Source organism: Pseudoalteromonas sp. SR45-5, assembly GCF_014163565.1.
Lineage (GTDB): Bacteria > Pseudomonadota > Gammaproteobacteria > Enterobacterales > Alteromonadaceae > Pseudoalteromonas > Pseudoalteromonas distincta.
In genome coordinates this window covers 1-3495 of the sequence record NZ_JACJDN010000441.1, presented here as the reverse complement: position 1 = coordinate 3495, position 3495 = coordinate 1, and the positions used below count along the sequence as shown (strand labels likewise).

The 3495-nt window shown below is 40.9% G+C and carries 2 protein-coding genes; both read left to right on the top strand.

What is annotated here, in order from left to right; genetic code table 11:
• The first annotated feature begins 76 nt into the window (after nucleotides 1-76).
• Complete coding sequence (locus H5072_RS14820) at nucleotides 77-505, top strand: hypothetical protein (protein ID WP_182693951.1); 429 nt, start codon at nucleotides 77-79, stop codon at nucleotides 503-505.
• A 205-nt stretch (nucleotides 506-710) separates the two neighbouring features.
• The gene (gene acnA, locus H5072_RS14815) at nucleotides 711-3455 is read left to right on the top strand and encodes an aconitate hydratase AcnA (RefSeq protein WP_182693950.1); all 2745 of its coding nucleotides are present in this window, start codon (nucleotides 711-713) and stop codon (nucleotides 3453-3455) included.
• The last annotated feature ends 40 nt before the right edge of the window (nucleotides 3456-3495 follow it).

Below are 3495 nucleotides of genomic sequence, written 5' to 3'. Positions count from 1 at the left end.
AAAAAGGCCAACTTGTATAGTTGGCCTTTTTACTCTTTAATAACCTCGTTAATAATAATAAAAACAAGGTTATAAAATGTCTGTAAACACACCTAAAAATTGGTTTAAACCCGTTGTATGGGCGGCACTCGTATGGAACTTACTTGGCGTTATTGCATTTGCTATGCACATGATGATGACACCCGAAATGATAGGTAAACTTCCGTTAGATCAACAAGCTGCCTACTCTGACATCCCTCTTTGGTCAACCATTGCATTTGTTGTAGCTGTATTTGGAAGCACTTTGGGTTGTCTGTTTTTACTTGCTAAAAACGCGCTGGCAACACCTACTTTTGCGCTATCGCTCGGCGCTATTTTAATTCAGCAATATTATAATTTTATGGTCATAAATAGTATTGAGCTACTTGGCGCAAGTGCGGTATTTATGCCTATTTTTGTAATCATTATTGCCATCGCTTTACTTTGTTTGAGCATTAAAGGTAAGCAACAAGGTTGGTTACAGTAATTAATAAGGGTCGAAATAACTTTTGACCCTATCTCTTCTTTTAAATCATCTCTTGAAATTAAATTTTTCAGCATCATCTCTACTATAATAACTGTATAAAATTCGTTCTCTAAACGCGATTTTTTACACTGGTATGTACTTTGCAACTCGAACACTACAGAGGTCACTCTTCAAAACATTTTTATAATTCATAAAGGGGCAAATAATGAATAATAGTTTCGATACCCAACATCAGCTCACAATAAATGGTGAGCAATATCATATTCATTCTCTAAAAGGACTTGGCGACAAAGCGAAACGATTGCCCTTTTCCTTAAAAGTACTACTTGAAAACCTTCTTCGTAACGAAGATGGCGTAAATATAAAAGAACAAGACATTCAAGCCCTTCTTAATTGGGATCCTCAAGCAAAGCCTGCATCTGAAGTTGCCTTTACTCCCGCCCGTGTTGTTATGCAAGATTTTACCGGCGTACCCGCTATTGTAGATTTAGCCGCGATGCGTGATGCAATGGAAAAGCTAGGTGGAGATCCTGCAAAAATAAACCCGTTATCGCCTGCTGAACTTGTGATTGATCATTCGGTACAAGTAGATGGCTACGGAAATGATGGTGCATTTGATTTAAATGCAAAACTTGAGTACGACCGAAATAAAGAACGTTATGAATTTTTACGTTGGGGACAAACCGCTTTTGATAATTTAAAAGTAGTGCCACCAGCAACCGGTATTGTTCACCAAGTAAACCTAGAATACTTAGCGCGCGTTGTTTTTAATGAAGAGCGCGACGGCAAAAAATTCGCTTACCCAGATACGCTTGTAGGGACTGACTCTCACACCACCATGATTAATGGCTTAGGCGTGCTTGGTTGGGGTGTAGGCGGCATTGAAGCTGAAGCAGCCATGCTTGGTCAGCCAATTAGCTTACTCATTCCACAAGTAGTAGGTATGAAGCTAAGCGGACGTTTACCTGAAGGTACTACCGCAACCGATTTAGTGTTAACAGTAACCGAAATACTGCGTAATCATGGGGTAGTGGGTAAATTTGTAGAATTTTATGGTGACGGCCTTGCCGACCTACCACTTGCCGATAGAGCAACCATAGCCAATATGGCACCAGAATACGGCGCTACGTGTGGTATTTTCCCAATTGATGATGAGACCATTAACTACCTTCGCTTAACAAACCGCGACGAAAAACACTTAAAAGTAATTGAAGATTACGCTAAGCATCAAGGCTTATGGCGTAACGATGGCGACGAAGCTAATTATACCGATACACTTGAGCTTAAATTAGATGACGTTGTACCAAGCCTTGCAGGCCCTAAACGCCCACAAGATAGGATTGCCTTAAACGAAGCTGGCAAAGTTATTGGCGATCATTTAAAAGGCTTCCAAGACGAACGTATGGCTCGTCGTGATAAAAGCGATGAAGAACAAGCTCGTATTGAGAGTGAAGGGCCGACAACAAATCCAGATGAGCCAGTTAACGAAGCGCAGTTTATGGGTGCCGCTAAGGTTAAATTTAAAGGCCAAGAGTTTGAGCTAAACGATGGCGCTTGTGTTATTGCCGCAATTACCAGCTGTACCAACACCTCTAATCCAAGTGTTATTTTAGCTGCTGGTTTGGTTGCTAAAAAAGCGAAACAGTTAGGCATTAATGTAAAACCTTGGGTTAAAACATCACTTGCTCCAGGCTCAAAAGTAGTTACCGACTACCTAGAAAAAGCAGGCCTGATGGATGACCTAGAAAGCCTAGGCTTTAACTTAGTTGGCTACGGCTGTACTACGTGTATTGGTAATTCAGGGCCACTTGCAACTGAAATATCAGACGCGATTCAAAAACATAAATTAGTAGTGAGCTCTATTTTATCGGGTAACCGTAACTTTGAAGGGCGTATTCACCAAGATGTTAAAATGAACTTTTTAGCCTCTCCTCCGCTTGTTGTAGCTTATGCCATTGCAGGTAGAACCGATATTGACGTATACAACGAACCCCTTGCTCAAGATGCTAACGGTAACGATATTTACCTTAAAAACATTTGGCCAAGCGTTAAAGAAGTAAGTGACTTAGTTAAAGAAACCGTAACTAAAGAAATGTTTGAAAAAAGCTACGCTAACGTTTACGAAGGCGATAGCCGTTGGCAGCAAATTAAAATACCGGATGGCAAACTTTACGATTGGGATGATGCATCTACCTACATTAAAAAAGCACCCTTTTTTGATGGTATGAAAGTAGAACCACCGGGCATTCCTTCTATCGAAGGTGCACGTTGTTTAGCTAAACTTGGAGATTCAGTAACCACTGACCATATTTCTCCAGCGGGTGCTATTAAAGCAGAAGCGCCAGCAGGTTCATACTTGCAAGAGAAAGGTGTAGATAAAGCGCAATTTAACTCGTACGGCTCACGCCGTGGTAATCACGAAGTAATGATGCGTGGAACGTTCGCTAATGTGCGTCTTAAAAACTTACTAGCTCCTGGTACTGAAGGTGGCGTAACACGTACTCAGCCTGGCGATACGCTAGAGAGTATTTATGATGCAGCAATGGAGTATCAAAAAAATAATACTCCACTCATTATTTTAGCGGGCAAAGAATATGGCACGGGTTCATCTCGTGACTGGGCTGCTAAAGGCTCACTTTTATTAGGCGTTAAAGCCGTTGTAGCACAAAGCTATGAACGTATTCATCGCTCTAACTTAATTGGTATGGGTGTATTACCGCTGCAATTTAAAGAGGGTGAAAGCTACGAGACACATGGGTTAACAGGGCAAGAACAATTTGATATTGATGGCCTGTACGATAAAACCGATGAAGTTACCGTTATTGCTACAAATGCCGAAGGTAAAAAAGTAACCTTGAGTGCAGACGTACGTATTGATACCCCTAAAGAGTGGGATTACTATAAACACGGCGGCATTTTACAATATGTACTGCGTAATATGCTCGACTAACAAAGACAGTAGTTAATACATTTAAAAGCCCAGCTTAGTA

Bases quoted from the DNA above. Each gene is read 5' to 3' on its own strand.
- acnA (WP_182693950.1), top strand. From the start codon at position 711: ATGAATAATAGTTTCGATACCCAACATCAGCTCACAATAAATGGTGAG.
- H5072_RS14820 (WP_182693951.1), top strand. From the start codon at position 77: ATGTCTGTAAACACACCTAAAAATTGGTTTAAACCCGTTGTATGGGCG.